The organism is Lysobacter sp. CA199 (assembly GCF_052078715.1).
In the GTDB taxonomy this organism is placed as follows: domain Bacteria; phylum Pseudomonadota; class Gammaproteobacteria; order Xanthomonadales; family Xanthomonadaceae; genus Lysobacter.
In genome coordinates, this window is record NZ_JBQJIL010000006.1 from 232,239 (window position 1) to 251,533 (window position 19,295).

Below are 19,295 nucleotides of genomic sequence, written 5' to 3' on the forward strand. Positions count from 1 at the left end.
ACGGGGCTTCGGTCACGGCGCTCGCGTACACCGCTGCGGTTGGTCGCGGCTCGCGCCGCTCCTACAGGAAGCAACCGTCGCACGCGCGACGATCGGCGCGCAACGCAACTCAAAACCGCCGGATCAGCTCGATCGAGCTTTCCGCGCTCTCGCTGCCGCCGCCGCCCTTGTTGTCGTGACGGATCGCGAAGTCGGTTTCCAGTTTCCAGTTCTGCCACACGTCCACGTCCAGGCGCACCGACTGTTTGACGAAGGTGTCGCCGCCGCCGCTTTCGACCTGCACGCGCTGGGTCCAGCGCGCTCGCTCGGTGATGCGCTGGCCCAGGTTGAGTTCGCCGCGGAACACCGCGCCGGGGCGGTTGATTCCGTCGTCGGCCAGCGGCGCCAGGCGATAGCCGGCGCCGAAGGTCAAGCCGATCTGGGTCGGGCCGTCGCGCACCGCCTGCACGCCGTAGCGGGTGCCGATGCGGTAGTCGTTGGAATACATCGTGCGGCTCTCGCGCGAGGTGGCCGGCGCGCTGACGCCGCCGATCACGCGTTGCTGGCCGGGCAGCAGCACCGGCCGCAGCGGCGGCAGGTCGGCCGGGTTGATCTCCGGCGCACGCTGGCGCGGCGTCATCGCCAGCTTCCACTCCTCGTCGCCGCAACGGGTCGAGAAACACTGCAGGCGCATCTGTGCCGGATCGCTGGCGATGGCGATCAGGATCGGGTCGCCGCCGAAGGCGGGCGTCGGCAATGTGACCAGGGGCGCGCCGAGCAGGGCGAGCCCGATTGCACCGAGCATCGTCTGGGGTAAGGCCGGAGGACGGTCCACGATAATGCCATGAAACCGATTACAGACCTGCGACTGCGCGCACGCTGGATAGGTCCGATTAACGTACCGGTTGATCGCGTGGGCACCTGAAATCAACCGAAAATCCCGCGCCGGACGCCCAGAAGGGCCGCCCCGGCGCGGTTTGACGCTTTATCGTTGCTGGATCAGAAGCCGTAGACCACGTTGAGCGTGGTCAGGGTGTCGGTCTTCTTGGTGCCCGGAATCACGTCGGTGTTGTGGCGCACCTCGACCCCGGCCTTGAGCGCCAGTGCGTCGGTCATCTTGACCAGCAGGCCCAGGTCGTTGCGGGCGTAGGTGTTGTCGCTGCCGGCTTCGATCAGCAGGGTGTCGTAGATCGAGGTGGTCTCGGTGAGCTTGTGGCCGAAGTCCATGTAGCCGCGCGCGATCGCCTCGTTCTGATGGATCTGCACGTCCTGCAGCTTGGCCCAGCGGTAACCCGGGCCGATCTCGAAGGTCAGATGGGTGTCCTTGTTCTTGATCGCTTCGAAGCCGTAGCCGACCGCGGCGGTCCATTGGTATTCGTTGGCGGTGAAATGGTCGCGCTCGTTGCGCGCCGAACCGAACACGTAGCTGCGCGCGCCCAGGCGGTAGCCGCTTTTGGCGAACACCTCGTAACGGCGCGCGCTTTCCACGTCGTCCTGCTTGCCGTACAGGAACGAAGCGCCGGCCGAGTGCTTCCACTGCGCGTCTTCCTTGGCAATGTTGAGCTTGCCGATCAGGGTCTGACTGTCGGTGTTGCCCTTGGACACGGCCAGGCCGAGTTCGCCGGTGCCGCTCCAGCCGTCGGCGCGGGCCTGTTGGGCGTGGACAGGGCTGAGGGCGGCGGTGAGCGCGATGGCGCCAAACAACTTACGCATTAGCAAAAACTCCTGGATCGGGACGAAAAAAACCGCCGAGTGCGAGTCGGCGGGATCTGGAGTTTGGCCAATTTTATGTGAAGATCATCACAAAATAATCTGTAGCGATCGATTTATTGGTATTGATTGCTTGCGTCAATAATAGAGCGTGACCAAATGGCGCGCCTGGGCGAAGAACAGCCAGCGCTCGACCCCGGCGCCGAGCAGGGTGGACAACGCGGCCACGCTCATCAGCGCCCAGGCCGTGCCCGGCGAAGCGGCCGCGGCGGTCAGCGACAGCAGCGCCGCGGCCAGCGGCAGCGCCGCGAACAGCGCCAGCGCGATCCGCCGCAGCTTGGGCGCGTGCTTGCGCGCGAGCACGTAGCCCATTTCGCGGGTGAGGTAGTTGTCTTCGGTGTGCGGGCGTTCGAATACCGACAATTCGCGTTCGGGCAGGCCGACCGCGTCGCCGCGGCTCAGCGGCAACGGCGTGCGATCGATCGCGCGCCAGTAAGCGATCTTGAGCGCGGCGGTCAGCGGCGCCAACACCGCCACCGACAGCGTCGCCGCGCGTGCCGCCGCATGCGCGCCCGGCATCGCGGCCAGCAAGGCCGCGCCGCTGAGCAGGGCGAAGGCCAGATACACCGGCACCACCAGGCGATGGCGCCAGGCCGGAATCGGTATGAGCGATGCATAGATCATCGCCGTGCACGCCACGGTGACCAGCGCGCAGACCGTCAACGCGGCGGCGAGCCATGGCGGCATCGACGCAGCGGATTCGCGCACTGCGCCCAGCAATAATCCCAGCGCGGGCAGATACGTGAGGATCGCCATGACGCCCTCGCGCGACAGCCACGAACTGCGCCACTGCGAGAACGCGCGCCAAGCGCGCATCGGCTTGCCCAGGTGGGCCATGGAACTGAGCAAGCCGACGCTGACCAGAAGCAAGGCGAACAGCAGCGGTATCGCCAGCAGTCGCATGGGTTCGACCGGCGCCGCGATGGCGTACTTCCACAATGCGCCAACGCCGATCCAGGCCATCAGGCCGTAGCCGGCCCCCGACAAGACAGTGAAGACGATGACCGAGAACGCCGGGTGCATGGTCAGCGTGCGCCGGCCGCGAAAGCGAACATGGAACGGTGTGCGCGGCACGGCGCATGCGCGATCATCGCGACAGCACCTTGTCGAGCCAGCGCAGCACCGGCGGCAGCGCCGCGGTGTCCAGCGCTTCCGGCGCAGGCGCGGCGCGATCTTCCGCGCCGTCGCGCCTCGGCCGCGGCGGCAGATACTTGTTGGTCGGCCGATAGCCCAATTGCCCCATCAGATCCACGCCGCCGCGTTCGGCCACCAGCTTGGACACCGCCGACTCCGGATCGCCCAGGTCGCCGAAATGGCGCGCGCGGGTCGGACAGGCCTGCACGCAGGCCGGCTGGCGTTCGGATTCGCTGAGGTTCTCGTTGTAGATGCGGTCGATACACAGGGTGCACTTCTTCATCACCCCTTCGACCTGGCTGTATTCGCGCGCGCCGTAAGGGCAGGCCCACGAGCACAGTTTGCAGCCGATGCACTTGTCCTCGTCGACCAGCACGATGCCGTCCTCGGCGCGCTTGTAGCTGGCGCCGGTGGGGCAAACGGTCACGCAGGCCGGTTGTTCGCAATGCAGGCACGAACGCGGGAAGTGCAGGGTCATCGCCGGTTGCGGCGCGGTCGCGGCCGGCGCTTGCAGACCCGCGGCGCTGCCGCAGCCGCGCACCGGATCGGCCAGCGGCATGGCCTGGACCTCGTAGCTGTGCACGCGGTTGAACCACACGCCCGAAGGGTCCTTGCCGTAGGGCTGTTCGTCGGTCAGCGGCGCGGCGATCCCGCCTGTGTTCCATTCCTTGCAGCTCACCGCGCAGGCGTGGCAACCCACGCAAGTGTCCAGATCGATCACCAGACCGAGTTTCTTGCGCGACGGCGGCGGCAGATCGGTCATCGTTTCCTGATTCCGCTGTAGACCATCCACGCGCCGGCGGCGAATACGGTCAAACCGACCGCCACACCCGGCATCAGCGAAACCAGGGCCGGCGCGCCGGTGCCGCGATTGAGGCCGGACCCGACCAGCCCCAACAGCGCCGCCAGCGACAACCCGAGCACCATGCAGATCGCGCCCCAGATCACCCGCACGGTCTTCATGCCGATCTCCGCGCGCGCGCGGCGCGACCGGCGGAAAACAGGAGCATTGCTGCGCTTGCGATCATCGGTTCTTCCTGAACTGTGCGCCGTAGCGCAGCGGTTGATTGTCGGCGGCCTCGAACGACAGCGGCGTGAACTGCGGCTGCGAGGTGGCCTGCGCATTCTCGCCCGGATCGGCCTTGCGCAGGTTCACCCGCAGATCGAACCACGCCGCCTGACCTGTGACCGGGTCGGCGTTGGCGTAATCGCCGCGCGGAGTGAGGTCGGAAATCAAATGGTTGAGCAAGAAGCCCTTGCTCGCTTCCGGCGCGTCGCGCGACAGCCGCCAGGCGCCGCGGCGCTTGCCGATCGCGTTCCAGGTCCAGACCGTATCGGGCTGGACGTTGGCGGCGAACTTGGCCTGCACCGTGATGCGGCCGTGGTGCGATTCCACCGCGATCCAGTCCTCGTCGTCGAGGCCGAAGCGCGCGCCGGTGTCCGGGTGCAGGTACAGATAATTGCGCGCGCTGATCTGGCGCAGCCAGGCGTTCTGCGAGCCCCACGAGTGGTACATGAACATCGGCCGCTGGGTCACCGCGCTGAGCGGGAAGCGCGTGGCCGAGTCTTCGACCTGCGCGCCTTCGAACGGCTCGTACCAGATCGGCAGCGGGTCGAAATACGTGGCCACGCGCTCGCGGTGTTCGGCCGGCGGCTGTCGCTCGCCGTGGCCTTGCGCGGCCAGGCGGAACTTCTGCAGGATTTCCGAATACAACTGCAGCGCGATCGGTTCGGCGTGGCCGAGAAAGCCCATCTTCTGCGCCCAGTCCAGATACGCGCGATTGGCCATCTTGTAGTAACGCGCCGACTCGGGCACGTGACCGCGCCAGAAACCGCCGTTGTCGATGTAGCGCTGCAACTGCTCGGGATTGGGCGGGCCCTTGGCTTCGAGTTCGCCGTGCTCGCCGCGCCAGCCGGCGAGCAGGCCGACGCCGGGCGCGCGTTCGTGGCGGACGATGTAGTCGGCGTAGTCGCGGTAACGCGGGCTGCCGTCTTCCAATGTCATGCCGGGCAGGCCAAGGCGGGCGCCCAGATCCAGGAGGACGGATTGGAAGCCGCGGACGTCGCGGGGCGTCTGCTCGTTGCCCAGGCGCTGAGTTGCTGCATCTACGATTGGATGGCGGATCGCATCGCACGCCGAATCGGCATCGGAGATCGGCCGGTCGAGCAGGCTGATCGCGTCGAAGCGTTCCAGGTACGTCGTGTCGGGCAATACCAGGTCGGCGTAGGCGGTCATCTCCGAGGCGTAGGCGTCGGCGTAGATGATGTGCGGGATGCGGTATTCGCCATCGTCGCCGCGATCGGTCAGCCAGCCGATGGTCTGGCTGGTGTTCATCGCCGAATTCCAGCTCATGTTGGCCATGAACATCATCAGCGTGTCGATCTTGTACGGATCGCCGGCCCAGGCGTTGCGGATCACGCTGTGCATCATGCCGTGCGCGGACAGCGGGTAGGCCCACGAGAACGCGTGGTCGATGCGCCGCGGCTGGCCGTGTTCGTCGACGACCAGGTCTTCGGGGCCGTGGACGAAGCCCAGCGGTGCTGCATCCAGCGAGCCATTGGCTTGACGCTGCTTTCCTGGGCGGTTCGGCGGGGGCAGTGGCTTGGGGTACGGCGGCTGATAACGGAACGAGCCCGGCGTATCGACCGCGCCGAGCAGCAACTGCAACAGATGCAGCGCGCGGCAAGAGTGGAAGCCGTTGCTGTGCGCGCTGATCCCGCGCATGGCGTGCAGGCTGACCGGGCGGCCGAGCATGTCCGGGTGCTCGCGGCCGTGCGCGTCGGTCCAGGCGATCGGCAGGCGCAAGGGATCGTCGAACGCGGCCTGCGCCAATTCGCGGGCGATGCGGCGGATCGTGTCGGCGGGAATGCCGCAACGTTCGCTGACCGCGTCGGGCGCGTACTGCGCATCGAGGTAACGTTCGGCGATCAGATGGAACACCGGAACGACGCGGCGGCCATCGGGGAGTACGTATTCGCCCACGACGGCGGGCGAGATATCGATGGTGTCGGCCGGCAGCGCGCGGCCCTCGCCCCGGCCCTCTCCCGCGGGCGGGAGAGGGGGATCTTCGGGCGAGTGCGCGTGCTCTGCTCCCTCTCCCGCTTGCGGGAGAGGGCCGGGGTGAGGGCCGCGTACCCAACACAACACCCGTCCATCCTCATCGCGCGCGAACAAGCCATCGTCCGCGCCGCCCGGATTGCGCACCACCAGCCAATGCGCGTTGGCGTAGCGCACCAGATACTCCAGGTCGATCCGATCGGCCTTGAGCAATTCGTGGATCAACGCGAACGCGAACAACCCGTCGGTGCCCGGGCGGATTCCGATCCACTCGTCGGCGATCGCGCCATAACCGCTGCGCACCGGATTGACCGCGACGATCTTCGCTCCGCGCGCCTTCAACTTGCCCAGGCCGAGCTTGATCGGATTGGAGTCGTGATCTTCGGCCACGCCCCACAGCATCAGATAACGCGAATGCTCCCAATCGGGCTCGCCGAATTCCCAGAACGACCCGCCCAGCGTGTACAAGCCGCCAGCGGCCATGTTGACCGAGCAGAACCCGCCGTGCGCGGCGTAATTGACCGTGCCGAACTGCTGCGCCCACCAGCCGGTCAGCGCCTGCGACTGGTCGCGGCCGGTGAAGAAGGCCAACTCGTCGGGATTGCGCCGGCGGATCGGCGCCAGCCAATCGGTGGCGATGCGCAGCGCCTGATCCCATTCGATCTCGCGGAACTCGCCGCGGCCGCGCTCGCCCACGCGCAGCAAAGGCTTACTCAGCCGCGCCGGCGAGTAGTGCTGCATGATCCCGGCCGAGCCCTTGGCGCACAGCACGCCCTGGTTGACCGGATGATCGGGATTGCCCTGGATGTAACGGATTTGGCCGTCGGCCAGCCAGACCTTGATGCCGCAACGGCAGGCACACATGTAACAGGTCGTGGTCTTGACCTCGTCGCCGGGCGAGGGCGACAGATCGATGGCTGGCTCGGGCAGAGCGTGCTTTCGCATCGGGTCATTGTGCCCATTGCCGCCGGATCAGGCGAGCGTGCGCGCCGCGCTTGCCGCTGCCGCGCGTGCGCCGACATACTGCAGGGTCGGACGATCGACCGAGCGGCAATGCTATGGACGGCTTTTTATTGACCTTTGCCTATTACGGCGGATTCTTCGCCCTGGCGGCAGTGTCGGCCTGGATCGGCTACCGCAAGCGCGCGCGTCTGCCGGGATTCAACCGCTGGTACTGGGGCGCGATCTTGACGGCAGGGCTGGGCGCCGCGGCGATGTACGCCGCGCACCAACTGGCGTTGGCGATGCGCGGCGCCATCACCGGCTGAATGCGCGAGGCGCCCGCGCGGTCGCAATCGATGCGACCGCGCGGGTGTCTAATGTCACTTCACCGCCGGTGCTTCGATCTTGATACTGGCATCGTTGAAACGCGAGTACTTCAACGTCGAGGTGTATTGCTTGCCGCCGACGTCCGCCACATTGACCGCTTGCACGGGATAACCGTTGGCCGCGACCCAGAAGGTCGAGGTGGACTTGGATTTGCTGTTCTCGACCTTGTACTTCTTGGTCGCCACGCCGCCCAGGGTTTCCGCGCCGAGCGCGGTGACCTTCAGGCTCTGCAGATCGCCGAGGATCTTCTCGCGGCTGCGGGTGGCGGCCACGCCGCCGCCGGGCGAGGGCGTCTTGGTGGTTTTGCCTTGCATGGTCAGATAGGTGCTGTTGCCGATCATGACCTGTTCGCCCATTGCACCGAGCTTCACGCGCATGCGGTCGGGCGCGACGAAGTCGGTGTCGGTGGCCGGGCCGGGGCCCATGCTCATGGTGGCGTGGTAGCTCTTGGCGGCGAGGAACTTGTCCACCGCGGCGACGACCTCTTCCTTCGGTCCGGCCCAGGCCAGACTGGAGGCGGTCAGGCCGAGCAGCAGCACCGCGGGGGTCAGCGTTGCGGATAATGAGGTCTTGATCACGTAGGATCCTTAGGTTCGATGGTGGCGGCCGGACAGTGGCCGGTGCCATGCTAGTTGTGTCCCCACCGCCTCTACCAGACCCTTGCCGACATGGAACGTATCGAACGCATCCACGCGTTGCACCGGATTCTCACCGCGGCCCGGTATCCGGTCACAGTTCAGCGTCTCCAGGAAGACCTGGAGTGCTCGCGCGCGACCGTCTATCGGGATCTGGCCTATCTGCGCGATTACCTGATGGCGCCGGTGGTCGGCAACGGCGAAGCCGGTTTCCGCTACGACACCAGCGAAGGCGACCGCTTCGAGCTGCCCGGCCTGTGGCTGAGCTCGGAGGAACTGCACTCGCTGTTGGCCGCGCAGCAATTGCTGATGCGCAGCGGCGGCGGAGTGCTGTCCAACGCGCTGGCGCCGTTACAGCAGCGCATCGAGAAACTGCTCGACGAACACGCCGGCGGCCGCCGCCTGCCGGTCGAGCGGGTCCGGGTGATTCCGCATCGCACCCGGCGCCTGGACGAAACTGCGTTCCGGTCGGTCGCCACCGCAGTGCTCGATCGCAAGACGCTGACGTTCGAATACCGCGCCCGTTCCACCGACGAGCGCACCCGCCGCAGCGTTTCGCCGCAGCGGCTGACCCATTACCGCGAGAACTGGTACCTCGACGCCTGGGATCACGAGCGCGATGCGCTGCGCAGCTTCTCGGTCGACCGCATCAGCGTGGCCAAGATCGGCGAAACCGCCGCGCGCGACGTCGCCGACGAGGAGCTCGATCAGCATCTGGCTTCGAGCTACGGCATCTTCTCCGGCGCGCCCAAGGGTTGGGCGACCATCGTCTTCAGCGCCAAGGCCGCGCGCTGGGTCGCCGACGAACACTGGCATTCGCAGCAGCAGGGCCGTTTCCTGCCCGACGGCCGCTATGAACTCAAGGTGCCCTACAGCGCGGGCCGCGAGTTGCTGATGGACGTGATGCATTACGGCAGCGACGCCGAGATCGTCGAACCGGTGGTGCTGCGCGAGCAGGCCAAGTCGATGCTGGAACTGGCGCTGAGCAACTACGGCCACTGATGTCGCCCGGCGCCGACGCCCCGCACATCGAAAGCGGCGAGCCGGTGGCGCTCGTGCTGGGCGCGGGCGGCGCGCGCGGGCTGGCCCAGATCGGCGTTATTCAAGCGCTGCAGGCGCGCGGCCTGCGCATCGTCGCGGTCGCCGGTTCCTCCAGCGGCGCGCTGGTCGGCGGCCTGTTCGCCGCCGGCAAGATGGATGTCTACCGCGACTGGCTCTACAGCATGAGCCGCACCGACATGCTGCGCCTGCTCGATCCGGTGTTCGGCCAACCGGCGCTGTTCCGCGGCGAACGGCTGATGCATGCGCTGCGCGAACTGGCGGGCGAGCCGCGCATCGAGGACCTGGCGGTGGATTTCACCGCGGTCGCGGTCGATCTGGTGCGTCAGCGCGAAGTCTGGCTGCGCGAAGGCGATCTGTGGGACGCGGTGCGCGCCTCGATCGCGATCCCCGGCGTGTTCACGCCTTACGAGTTGCACGGTCGCGAACTGGTCGACGGTGGTCTGTTGGCGCCGTTGCCGATCACCGCCACGCGTTTGTCCGATGCGCATCGGCTGATCGCGGTGGACATGCACGGTTGGCCGGATCAACCGTCGGGCGGATTGGCGCATCGCAACGGCGCAGTGGACGCGGGGGCCTTGCAGGTGGCGTCGATCAAGCCGCCCTCGCTGTTGAGCCGCTGGTTCCGGCGCAGCTATTCGCCGCAAGTCGACGTGCCGGGCCAGGACGCGCCGCACGAGTTCAGCTTCAGCGAATTGATGGCGCGGTCGTTGGACATGATGCAGGCGCAGATCGCCCGGGTGCAGTTGGCGTTGGATCCGCCGGAGTTGGTGATCCGGATTCCGCGCGACGCTTGTCAGTTCTACGAGTTCTGGCGGGCCAAGGAGTTGATCGAGTTGGGGCGGGAAGAGGCCGAGAAGGCCTTGGATAAGGCCGGGTACTGAGTCCGGTCGAGGCGTCCGCTTCCGTTCTGGTTGTTGCTCCGAATTCTTCACGTTTGAAGTTGTGGCTGCCGTGGTAACGGTGCGGCTGCGGCGTTGCCGTGGCTGTTGCTGTTGCTGTTGCTGTTGCCAAGATATTGCTCTGGCTCTGGCTCGGCGGCGCAAGTAACTCGCGATAGCGATAGGACACCCGGAGGGCGGCGCACAGGACGTGCGCCGCCCTCCGGGTGTCCTATCGCTATCGCGAGTCAGGTGCGCCGCCCAGCAACAGCAACAGCAACAACAACAACAAGGCGAGGGCGGAGCAACCTGCGGGGCTGCTCGGCGGCTGAACACCTGATTCGTGCCGAACCGCCCGAGCCATCATCATGGGTTCGGGCTGCGCCCCGACCAACGGTCCTGAACATCGCAACCTCTGAGACGCCACGCCAGGAAGGTAGGGACAACGCCATCCCACCCTTCGCACCGTTCCGGAGTCAGGTCATGCCCGTCACCGCCGCCGATATCCGCCCCGCCGCCGATCAGGCCGATTTCATCCAGGCCGGCTCCGTCCGCGCCGATCTGGACACCGCCCTTCGCTACGCCGTCGCCATCGGCGGTCTGCTGGTGCTGATGCTGCCGGCCGCGCGCGGCAGTCACGCGGCGATCGGCTGGTTGCCGCTGTGGCTGGTGGCGATGCCGGCGCTGGCCTGGTGGGCACTGCACCGGTTCCGTCTGCCGTCGTGGCGGCGCCCGGCTACGCAGGCGACGGTCGCGGCGGTGCCGCGGCGTCGGCGCGGGGCGGTGCAGGCGCGGCGGCGCGCGCGGCCGGCGCTCGGCGCGCGGCCGTTGCCGCGTGCGGCTTGAGCCTGGCGCTACTCATCTCTATAAGGGGCCTGAATCGTTCCGGGGTTGCGGGAGCTCCGGGCCGCGATCCTCGTGCGGGCGGAATTGCGGTGCCAGCGGGCGCCGTCAGCCACCGCGACGGCCCGGTCCGGGTGTCCGATAAGGGGCCGCCGGCACGCTCCGGGCAACGCGCCAAACTGCGCAACTCCCTACATGACCTTGGACAGGGCGGGGGCCCTCCCGCCCTGTGCTAGCGTGGCGGCCTTCCTTTTTTACCCGGATGCGCCATGCCCACGAAGTCGACCTGTCAGTCTCTGTTGTTCGCGGCCGGTCTGGCCGCGGCTTCGGCTTCCGGGGCCGTACACGCCCAGGAGAAGCCCGTGACCGACGATTCTTATGCCTGGCTCGAAGAGGTCGAAGGCAAGCGCGCCCTGGACTGGGTGCACGCGCGCAACGCCAAGACCGAGGCCGAACTGGCCTCGACCCCGCAGTTCAAGCAGCTTGAGTCCAGCATCCTCGCGATCCTCGATTCCACCGCCAAGATCCCCGGCGTGGAGAAGATCGGCGATTACTACTACAACTTCTGGAAGGACGCGCAGCACCAGCGCGGCCTGTGGCGTCGCACCACGCTTGCGGAGTACCGCAAGGACAAGCCGCAGTGGGAGACGGTGATCGATCTGGACGCGCTCAACGCGCAAGAGAACGAGCAATGGGTGTGGCACGGCGCCGAATGCCTCAAGCCCGATTACCAGCGCTGCCTGGTCGCGCTGTCGCGCGGCGGCTCCGACGCCGACGTGACCCGCGAGTTCGACCTCACCAGCAAGACCTGGATCAAGGACGGCTTCTTTCGCCCCGAGGCCAAGGGCAGCCTGAACTGGATCGATCGCGATCACGTCTACGTCGCCACCGATTTCGGCAAGGGCACGATGACCACCTCGGGCTATGCGCGCACCGTGCGCCTGTGGAAGCGCGGCACGCCGATGGCGCAGGCCACGCCGGTGTACGAGGGCAAGGACACCGATTTGGCGGTGTCGGCCTGGCACGATCCGACCGAGGGTTTCGAGCGCGACTTCGTCCAGCGCGCCCTGGCGTTCTACAACGATGAGCTGTACCTGCGCGGCAAGGACGGCAAGCTCGGCAAGATCGAGCTGCCCAACTCGGCCAACAAGTACGTGCATCGCGAATGGCTGGTCGCCGAACTGCGCGATCCTTATGAAGCCGACGGCAAGAAGTACGCCTCCGGCAGCCTGATCGCGATCAAGTTCGACGATTTCCTGGCCGGCAAGCGTGGCTTCACCACTTTGTTCGCGCCGACCGACACCACCTCGCTGGCGAGCGCGGTGTGGACGCGTCATCACCTGATCCTCAACGTGCTCGACGACGTCAAGTACAAGCTCAGCGTGTTGACCCCGGCCGAAGGCGGCGCCGCGGGCGAGTGGAAGCGCAGCGAATTCGTCGGCGCGCCGGCGTTCGGCACGGTGGCGGTCTCGGCGGTCGACAGCGATGAAAGCGACGCGCTGTGGTTGAGCGCGTCGGATTATCTGACCCCGACCACGCTGGCCCTGGCCGAAGTGGGCAAAGCGCCGCAGACGCTCAAGACCAATCCGACTTATTTCGACGCGTCCAAGGACGTGATCGAACAGCACTTCGCCAAGAGCAAGGACGGCACCCGCGTGCCGTACTTCGTGGTGCGGCCGAAGGATGTGAAGCTCGACGGCAAGGCGCCGACCCTGTTGTACGGCTACGGCGGTTTCGAGATTTCGCTGACCCCGACCTACTCCGGCGGCATCGGCAAGGGCTGGCTGGAGAAGGGCGGCGTGTACGTGGTCGCCAATATCCGCGGCGGCGGCGAGTACGGTCCGCGCTGGCACCAGGCCGCGCTCAAGGCCAACCGCCACAAGGCTTACGAGGACTTCGCCGCGGTCGGCCAGGATTTGATCGCGCGCAAGATCACCTCGACCCCGCACCTGGGCGTGCAGGGCGGCAGCAACGGCGGTCTGCTGACCGGCAACATGCTCACCCAGTACCCGGACCTGTTCGGCGCGGTGGTGGTGCAGGTGCCGTTGCTGGACATGAAGCGCTACAACCATCTGCTGGCGGGCGCGTCGTGGATGGCCGAATACGGCGATCCGGACACCGACGACTGGTCGTTCATCAAGACCTTCTCGCCGTACCACCTGTTCGACGCCAAGCGCGACTACCCGCCGGTGATCTTCACCACCTCGACCAAGGACGACCGCGTCCATCCCGGCCATGCGCGCAAGATGGCGGCGAAAATGCTCGATGCCGGCAAGAACGTGACCTATTACGAGAACGTCGAAGGCGGCCACGGCGGCGCGGCCAACAACGCGCAGCAGGCACATATGAACGCGCTGGCCTACACCTTCTTGTGGGAGCAACTGGCCAAATGAGCGACGAGGGCATGAAGCCGGGTTGAACCTCGGACGGGCGCCCAAGGGCGCCCGCTTCCGCGTAGAGGCTCGCCAACGGCGCACGGTCGGCCCTGTCAACCTCCCGGCCCCAAAGCCTGAAGCCACCGTTCCGGCGCTCAGCCATTGCGGATCACGATTTCGGACCTTATATGAAACCGACTCTACTCACGTTAGCGGCCACGCTCCTGATGACCACGACCCTTACCGCCACCGCCGCGACGCTGCCCGCGCCGCCCGACGCCGCCAAGAAGCCGCACCAGGTCAAGGCGCCGCACGGCGCGCAGCGCGGCGACGAGTACTACTGGCTGCGCGACGACAAGCGCAAGAATCCGCAGATGCTGGCGTATCTCAATGCCGAGAACGCCTACGTCGACGCGGTGATGAAGTCGCTCAAGCCGGTGGAGGACAAGCTCTACGGCGAGATCGTCGGCCGCATCAAGCAGGACGACAGCTCGGTGCCGTACCGCGAACGCGGCTTCTGGTACTACACGCGCTTCGAAACCGGCCAGGACTATCCGATCCACGCGCGCCGCAAGGGCAGCATGGAGGCGGCCGAGGAAATCCTGCTCGACGTCAACGCCATGGCCAAGGGCAAGGACTACTTCAACGTCGGCGGCATGGAAGTCACTCCGGACAACCAGATCCTGGCCTGGGCCGACGATGCGATCGGCCGCCGCCAGTACACGATCCGGTTCAAGAACCTCGCCACCGGTGAGATCTATTCCGACGTGATCTCCGGCGTGTCCACCGATCTGGTCTGGGCCGACGACAACAAGACCTTGTTCTACGTCGAGAACGACCCGGAAACCCTGCTCACCGTGCGGGTCAAGAAGCACGTGCTGGGCACGCCGGCCAGCAGCGACGCGCTGGTCTACGAGGAAAAGGACGACAGTTTCTACATGGGCATCGGCCGCACCCGCGACGACGCCTACATCTGCATCAGCGTGCACAGCACCGTGTCCAGCGAAACGCGCTGCGCGGCCGCCGCCGATCCGAAGGAATTCGCCGTGCTGGCCCCGCGCGAGCGCGACGTGGAATACGATGCCGACCGTCTCGACGGCCGCTGGGTGATCCGCACCAACGCACCCGGCGCCGACGGCAAGCCCGCGCCGAACTTCAAGCTGGTCACCGCCGCCGACGGCGCGCGCTCGCGCAAGGAATGGAAGGACTGGGTCGCCCATCGCGACGACGTATTCATCGAAGGTTTCGAGTTGTTCGACGGTTTCACCGCGGTCGCCGAACGTTCCAACGCGCTCGAGCGCCTGCGCCTGATCGGAAAGGACGGCAAGGAAGAATTCGTCAAGGCCGACGAGCCGGCGTTCTCGATGGGGCTGGCGACCAACTCCGAACACGACACGCCGTGGCTGCGTTACACCTACACCTCGCTGACCACACCGGCGACCACTTACGAGCTCAACACCCAGACCGGCGAGCGCAAGCTGCTCAAGCGTCAGCCGGTGATCGGCTACGACGCCGACCGGTACGTCACCGAGCGCTTCTGGGCAACCGCGCGCGACGGCGTCAAGGTGCCGGTGTCGCTGGTCTACAAGAAAGGCTTCGAGAAGAACGGCAAGGCGGCGATGCTGCAGTACGCCTACGGCAGCTACGGCATGTCGATGGATCCGGCCTTCAACGGCACCATCGTCAGCCTGCTCGATCGCGGCATGGTCTATGCGATCGCGCACATCCGCGGCGGCCAGGAAATGGGCCGCAAGTGGTACGACGACGGCAAGCTGTTCCACAAGCAGAACACCTTCAACGATTTCGTCGACGTCACCGACGCGCTGGTCAAGGCCGGTTACGCCGCGCCCGACCGCGTCGCCGCGTACGGCGGCAGCGCCGGCGGACTGCTGATGGGCGCGATCACCAACATGGCCGCCGACAAGTACCGGGTGATCCTGTCGCAGGTGCCGTTCGTGGACGTGGTCACCACCATGCTCGACGCCAGCATTCCGCTGACCACCAACGAGTACGACGAGTGGGGCAATCCGGAAAAGAAGGATTACTACGACTACATGCTGTCGTACTCGCCCTACGACAATCTCAAGAAGCAGGCGTACCCGGCGATGTTCGTCGGCACCGGCCTGTGGGATTCGCAGGTGCAGTATTGGGAACCGGCCAAATACGTGGCGCGTCTGCGCGATCTGGACACAGGCACGCAACCGGTGCTGTTCCGCACCAACATGGATGCCGGACACGGCGGCAAGTCGGGACGGTTCCGCCGTTACCGCGAGCAGTCGGAGATGTACGCCTTCATGATCGATCAGATGCAGGTCAGCGCGGATATCGCGGTCAAATAAGCGCAAGCGTCGCGGCCTTCGGCCCGCCGGCGATTCGACAGGCCCGGCGCATGCCGGGCTTGTTCGTTTGCGGCGCCGGGGTTGGGTGGAGGGCGGTCGGGTTCGTCTGTAATGGAAGTGATGCGATCGCGTAGCGGAGAGCGTCGGGGCTGAAGCCCCTCCCACAGAGACGTCGAAGCTCGCGACACGCTCTTGGCGTTTCGTGGCGATGCACGAAGTCTCTGTGGGAGGGGCTTCAGCCCCGACGCCTTCCGTTCAAATCGCCACGCACCCCACCACCGCGGCGCCATCTTGAAAGCGCCGCGATCCACGCCATTTCTCCCCTAAGTCCCGACAACACGCGCGCTCAGTCGCATACTCCCGGCATGTCCGTTCCGCCCACTTCCGCCGACCCCAAGCCCGCACAGGAGGGCGAACCCGCCGATGCCGATGCCGGCGCCGCGCGTTCCGACGCGCAGGCGCCCGTGGCCGAGCCTGCGCGCAGCCGCTTCCGCTGGGCCTGGTGGCTGCTGGCCTACGCCAGCCTGGGCCTGGGCATCATCGGCATCGCCGTGCCGGGTTTGCCGACCGTGCCGTTCGTGCTGCTGTCGGCGTTCGCCGCCGCGCGCGGCTCGCAACGCCTGCATGCATGGCTGCTCGCGCACCGCCAGTTCGGCCCGATGATCCGCGACTGGCAGGCTCACGGCGCGGTCAGCCGCCGGGCCAAGCGGCTGGCGGTGTCGATGATGGCGGTGTGCGCGGTGATCATGATCCTGACCTCGCCCAAGTGGTGGATGTCGGCGACCGGCATCGCGATCATGACCACGGTCGCGATCTGGCTGTGGCGCCGGCCTGAACCGCCGAGCGCCTGAGCGCGACGGCAAGCGCTCAGGCTGAACCGGCGTATCCCCGGCAGGCGCCCGGGCCGGCGCGGCGGGTTCGTTTCCGTCAGCCTCGCGGGCTACACTTCGGCCCATGAATGCACGCACTGCCTCGCTCCGGATTCCGACCGCGCTGGTCCTGACCGCGCTGACCCTCGCCCTGACCGCTTGCGGCAACAAGGGGCCGCTGGTCCTGCCGACCCAGCCCGCGCCGCAGGAAGCGCCGCGCGCCCAGCCCGGCGAAGTGCCGGTGACGATTTCCAACGCCAACGATCCGCCGGTCGCGACCGATCCGAAGGCCAAGACCACGCTGCCGTCGCCTTCGCTGAACAACATGCTGCCGGCGCCGGCCGAGCCGCAGGACGGCGAAAGCAAGGACAAAAAGACCGAGGAAGGCAAGGACGGCACGTCCGGCGACGGCGCCAAGCCCGCCGAACCCACCCCGTCCGGCCAGGGCGATGGCTGAGTCCGCGGTCGTGAACGCGCCGCTGCGTTTCAGCAAGATGCACGGCGCCGGCAACGACTTCGTCGTGCTGGATCTGCGGGGCGGCTTGGCGCCGCCGGACGCGGAGCTGTGCCGCCGCCTGGCCGATCGTCACACCGGGGTGGGCTGCGATCAGATTCTCACCATCGAAGCGCCGCTCAGCGAAGGTGCGGTCGCGTCGTACCGCATCTGGAACTGCGACGGCTCGGCCTCGCAGCAGTGCGGCAACGGCGCGCGCTGCATCGCCGCCTGGCTGGTGCGCGACGGTGCCGCGGGCGAGGGCACGGCCATCCAGGGGAGTTTCGCCGTCGACAGTCCGGCCGGCCGCCACGTGGTGTGGCCGTTGGGCCAAGGCCAATACCGTATCGACATGGGTCGCCCGGAGTTCGATCCGGCGCGCATTCCGCTGCGCGGCTACGCCACCCGCCAGGACCAGTACGTGCTCGACGTGCACGACACCGTGATCGGTTTCGGTGCGGTGTCGATGGGTAATCCGCATGCGGTGATCGAGGTCGACGACGTCGATGCCGCGCCGGTGGAAAGCATCGGCCCGATGCTGCAATCCAGCGCCGAGTTTCCCGAATCGGCCAATGTCGGCTTCGCTCAGGTGATCGCGCCCGATCGCATCCGCCTGCGCGTGTACGAACGCGGCGTCGGCGAGACCTTGGCCTGCGGCAGCGGCGCCTGCGCCGCCGCGGCGGTGCTGATGCAGCGCGGCCGCATTCAGCGCGAGGTCGCCGTGCAATTGCCCGGCGGCGAGTTGCGCATCGTCTGGCCCGACGCCGACAGCACCTTGTCGATGTCGGGGCCGACCGCATTCGTATTCGAAGGAGAATGGAATCGATGAGCGATAGACTCGGCGACAAGCCGGCTGAGTTCGGCGCACACGACGTCGCCAATTGGCTGCGTCGCCATCCGCGTTTCCTGCAGCAGTTCCCCGACCTGTCGATGAGCCTGGTGGTGCCGCGCGAAGAAGGTTCGGCCGCATCGCTGGCCAGCTACCAGTTGGAAGTGCTGCGCGACAAGAACCGCGAACTCTCCCGCCGCCTGCACGAGCTGTTCGGCAACGCGCAGGAAAACGAGCGGCTGGCCGTGCGCACCCATCAGCTGACCCTGGCGTTGATGCGCCAAAGCACGCCGGCCGACACTCTGCGCGCGATGGCCGCCAGCCTGGCCGAGGATTTCAACGGCGATCTGGTGCGGCTGATCGTGTTCCGCCGCTACGACGGCCTGGCCGATGGCGAGTGGTTGCAGATCATCGAAGAAAGCGACGCGCGCCTGCAGCCGTTCCGCGACGCGCTGGGCGACGGCGAGCCGCTGTGCGGCCGCCTGCAGCCGGAAAAGCACGTGGTGCTGTACGGCGATCGCGCCGAAGAGGTGCAATCCAGCGCCTTGTTGCCGCTGCCGGGCATCGGCCTGATCGCGGTCGGCAGCCGCGACGCCAACCGCTTCTTCCCGGGCATGGGCACGCTGTTCCTGCGCATGATGGGCGAGTCGCTGGCGGTGGCGCTGCGGCGCTTCGACTGACGGTCGCCGCCGCGTCCGGCATGCCCGACGCGGACGAAGCGGGTAGGATCGGCGCCATGAATCCGGTCGCTGCCTTCCTCGACCACCTGCGCGTGGAAAAGCGCATGTCGGCGCATACGCTGGACGCTTACCAGCGCGATTTGCTCGCGTTGACCCAGTGGAGCGAACACTACGGGCACGGCGAGGTGCTGGGCCTGCAGGTCGAGGACATCCGCGCGTTCATCGCCGCCGAGCATCGCCGCGGCCTCACCGCTAAAAGTCTGCAACGCCGTTTGTCGGCCTGCCGCAGTTTCTACGCCTGGCAGGTCAAGCAGGGCGCGTTGCCGGCCAGTCCGGCCGCGCCGATCCGCGCGCCCAAGGCGCCGCGCAAGCTGCCGCAGGTGCTCGATCCCGACGAGGCCAAGGCGCTGGTCGAAGTGCCGACCGACGTGCCGCTGGGGTTGCGCGATCGCGCGTTGCTGGAGCTGTTTTATTCCTCCGGTTTGCGCTTGAGCGAGTTGTGCGCGCTGCGCTGGCGCGATCTGGATCTGGACGACGCCCTGGTCACTGTGCTCGGCAAGGGCAGCAAGCAGCGCAGCGTCCCGCTGGGTTCGCATGCGCGCAAGGCTTTGGCGCAATGGCGCGCGTCCACTGGCGCGGCCAACGATGCGCAGGTGTTTCCCGGCCGCGGCGGCGGCCCGATCACCTCGCGCGCGGTGCAGTTGCGCATCCGCCAGCTGGCGCAGCGGCAAGGCCTGTTCAAGCGCGTGCATCCGCATCTGTTGCGGCATTCCTTCGCCAGTCACATCCTGGAATCCTCCGGCGATCTGCGCGGCGTGCAGGAGTTGCTGGGGCATGCCGACATCGCCACCACCCAGATCTATACGCATCTGGATTTCCAGCATCTGGCCAAGGTTTACGACGCCGCGCATCCGCGGGCCAAGCGCAAGAAGGGCGCGGGCGACAGCGAGTAAGTGTGCTGCGTCGAATTCGCGCCGGCTTTTGCGGGAGGGGCTTCAGCCCCGACGCTCTTCGTTCAGTTC

At 67.0% G+C, this 19,295-nt stretch carries 18 protein-coding genes; 11 read left to right on the top strand and 7 right to left on the bottom strand.

Annotation, left to right across the window (positions count from 1 at the left end; translation table 11 throughout):
• Nucleotides 1-109: 109 nt before the first annotated feature.
• The 6 genes from ACTOWJ_RS12415 to ACTOWJ_RS12440 all read right to left on the bottom strand — a co-directional run bounded on the left by ACTOWJ_RS12415 (nucleotide 110) and on the right by ACTOWJ_RS12440 (nucleotide 6,886).
• Nucleotides 110-814 carry a DUF481 domain-containing protein gene (locus ACTOWJ_RS12415; protein ID WP_441334932.1) on the bottom strand — a complete coding sequence of 235 codons (705 nt, stop codon included), beginning with the start codon at nucleotides 812-814 and terminating at the stop codon, nucleotides 110-112.
• 164 nt (nucleotides 815-978) lie between these two features.
• The gene (locus ACTOWJ_RS12420) at nucleotides 979-1,692 is read right to left on the bottom strand and encodes a DUF481 domain-containing protein (protein ID WP_441334933.1); all 714 of its coding nucleotides are present in this window, start codon (nucleotides 1,690-1,692) and stop codon (nucleotides 979-981) included.
• A gap of 135 nt (nucleotides 1,693-1,827) precedes the next feature.
• Nucleotides 1,828-2,823, bottom strand: coding sequence for a dimethyl sulfoxide reductase anchor subunit family protein (locus tag ACTOWJ_RS12425; RefSeq protein ID WP_441334934.1), 996 nt, complete (start codon nucleotides 2,821-2,823; stop codon nucleotides 1,828-1,830).
• Between the two features lie 13 nt (nucleotides 2,824-2,836).
• Complete coding sequence (locus ACTOWJ_RS12430; RefSeq protein WP_441334935.1) at nucleotides 2,837-3,646, bottom strand: 4Fe-4S dicluster domain-containing protein; 810 nt, start codon at nucleotides 3,644-3,646, stop codon at nucleotides 2,837-2,839.
• Complete coding sequence (locus ACTOWJ_RS12435) at nucleotides 3,643-3,846, bottom strand: hypothetical protein (RefSeq protein WP_441334936.1); 204 nt, start codon at nucleotides 3,844-3,846, stop codon at nucleotides 3,643-3,645. The genes ACTOWJ_RS12430 and ACTOWJ_RS12435 overlap by 4 nt, the downstream gene beginning before the upstream one ends.
• A gap of 61 nt (nucleotides 3,847-3,907) precedes the next feature.
• Nucleotides 3,908-6,886, bottom strand: a complete 2,979-nt coding sequence (locus ACTOWJ_RS12440) for a molybdopterin oxidoreductase family protein (RefSeq protein WP_441334937.1) — start codon at nucleotides 6,884-6,886, stop codon at nucleotides 3,908-3,910.
• A 128-nt stretch (nucleotides 6,887-7,014) separates the two neighbouring features.
• On the opposite strand from ACTOWJ_RS12440, the gene ACTOWJ_RS12445 reads away from it, so the two are divergent.
• Nucleotides 7,015-7,209, top strand: a complete 195-nt coding sequence (locus ACTOWJ_RS12445; RefSeq protein WP_441334938.1) for a hypothetical protein — start codon at nucleotides 7,015-7,017, stop codon at nucleotides 7,207-7,209.
• A 54-nt stretch (nucleotides 7,210-7,263) separates the two neighbouring features.
• Here the strand turns inward: ACTOWJ_RS12445 and ACTOWJ_RS12450 are convergent, their stop codons facing one another.
• Complete coding sequence (locus tag ACTOWJ_RS12450) at nucleotides 7,264-7,848, bottom strand: hypothetical protein (protein WP_441334939.1); 585 nt, start codon at nucleotides 7,846-7,848, stop codon at nucleotides 7,264-7,266.
• Between the two features lie 90 nt (nucleotides 7,849-7,938).
• Between ACTOWJ_RS12450 and ACTOWJ_RS12455 the strand changes: the two genes are divergently transcribed.
• The 10 genes from ACTOWJ_RS12455 (at nucleotide 7,939) to xerC (ending at nucleotide 19,226) form a co-directional block, all read left to right on the top strand.
• Nucleotides 7,939-8,907: a helix-turn-helix transcriptional regulator gene (locus ACTOWJ_RS12455; RefSeq protein ID WP_441334940.1), complete on the top strand. Its 969-nt coding sequence runs from the start codon at nucleotides 7,939-7,941 to the stop codon at nucleotides 8,905-8,907.
• Nucleotides 8,907-9,848: a patatin-like phospholipase family protein gene (locus ACTOWJ_RS12460; RefSeq protein ID WP_441334941.1), complete on the top strand. Its 942-nt coding sequence runs from the start codon at nucleotides 8,907-8,909 to the stop codon at nucleotides 9,846-9,848. The genes ACTOWJ_RS12455 and ACTOWJ_RS12460 overlap by 1 nt, the downstream gene beginning before the upstream one ends.
• A gap of 480 nt (nucleotides 9,849-10,328) precedes the next feature.
• Entirely contained in the window at nucleotides 10,329-10,691 is a 363-nt protein-coding gene (locus tag ACTOWJ_RS12465; RefSeq protein ID WP_441334942.1) for a hypothetical protein, read from the top strand.
• Between the two features lie 266 nt (nucleotides 10,692-10,957).
• The gene (locus ACTOWJ_RS12470) at nucleotides 10,958-13,081 is read left to right on the top strand and encodes a prolyl oligopeptidase family serine peptidase (protein WP_441334943.1); all 2,124 of its coding nucleotides are present in this window, start codon (nucleotides 10,958-10,960) and stop codon (nucleotides 13,079-13,081) included.
• Nucleotides 13,082-13,251: 170 nt separating this feature from the next.
• Nucleotides 13,252-15,402, top strand: coding sequence for a S9 family peptidase (locus ACTOWJ_RS12475; RefSeq protein WP_441334944.1), 2,151 nt, complete (start codon nucleotides 13,252-13,254; stop codon nucleotides 15,400-15,402).
• Between the two features lie 464 nt (nucleotides 15,403-15,866).
• Nucleotides 15,867-16,253, top strand: coding sequence for a YbaN family protein (locus ACTOWJ_RS12480; protein ID WP_441335105.1), 387 nt, complete (start codon nucleotides 15,867-15,869; stop codon nucleotides 16,251-16,253).
• Between the two features lie 103 nt (nucleotides 16,254-16,356).
• Nucleotides 16,357-16,728 (top strand): LPS translocon maturation chaperone LptM, encoded by a 372-nt coding sequence (gene lptM / locus ACTOWJ_RS12485; RefSeq protein ID WP_441334945.1) that lies wholly within the window; start codon nucleotides 16,357-16,359, stop codon nucleotides 16,726-16,728.
• Nucleotides 16,721-17,593, top strand: coding sequence for a diaminopimelate epimerase (gene dapF / locus ACTOWJ_RS12490; protein ID WP_441334946.1), 873 nt, complete (start codon nucleotides 16,721-16,723; stop codon nucleotides 17,591-17,593). Before lptM ends, dapF begins: the two co-directional genes overlap by 8 nt.
• On the top strand, nucleotides 17,590-18,273 hold the full coding sequence (locus ACTOWJ_RS12495) for a DUF484 family protein (protein ID WP_441334947.1): 684 nt from the start codon (nucleotides 17,590-17,592) through the stop codon (nucleotides 18,271-18,273). The genes dapF and ACTOWJ_RS12495 overlap by 4 nt, the downstream gene beginning before the upstream one ends.
• A gap of 56 nt (nucleotides 18,274-18,329) precedes the next feature.
• Nucleotides 18,330-19,226, top strand: a complete 897-nt coding sequence (gene xerC / locus ACTOWJ_RS12500) for a tyrosine recombinase XerC (RefSeq protein WP_441334948.1) — start codon at nucleotides 18,330-18,332, stop codon at nucleotides 19,224-19,226.
• The last annotated feature ends 69 nt before the right edge of the window (nucleotides 19,227-19,295 follow it).